Below are 507 nucleotides of genomic sequence, written 5' to 3' on the forward strand. Positions count from 1 at the left end.
TCGGCTTCTCCGTCTACCCCGACACCAAGATGGACGAGGAGCGGATGGTCGCCGTCCTGCGCGCCTACGGCCCCGAGCAGGTGCTGGTGAACTCCGCCGCCGACTGGGGGAGGAGCGACCCGCTCAAGACCCGCAAGGTCGCCGACCTGATGCTCGCCGAGGGCTTCACCGAGGACGACGTCGACCGCGTGCTGTGGCGCAACCCGGTCGCCTTCTACGGGCTCAGCGGACGCCTCAGCCTCGACGTCACCACCACCGAGGCCACCCACGAGGGCAACTCCATCCTGCGCGGCCAGCCCAGAGACGAACCGGCACCGGACACCGCCGACGCCACGGGGGCGTGAGCCATGCGCTTCCGCCACCCCGACGGCTCCACCGTCCACCTCGCCTACTGCACCAACGTCCACCCCGCCGAGACCCTCGACGGAGTCCTCGCCCAGCTCCGCGACCACTGCGAACCCGTTCGCCGACGCCTCGGCCGGGACCGGCTCGGCATCGGCCTGTGGC

General features: G+C 71.6%; 2 pseudogenes. Both read left to right on the forward strand.

The features are described 5' to 3' along the window. A pseudogene (locus LPA54_RS36720) lies at positions 1 to 344 on the forward strand (hydrolase TatD); the annotation flags it as partial. 3 nt (positions 345 to 347) lie between these two features. Further along, positions 348 to 507: pseudogene (locus LPA54_RS36725) on the forward strand (xylose isomerase); the annotation flags it as partial.

The organism is Streptomyces sp. DH12 (assembly GCF_020873895.1).
Taxonomy (GTDB): domain Bacteria; phylum Actinomycetota; class Actinomycetes; order Streptomycetales; family Streptomycetaceae; genus Streptomyces.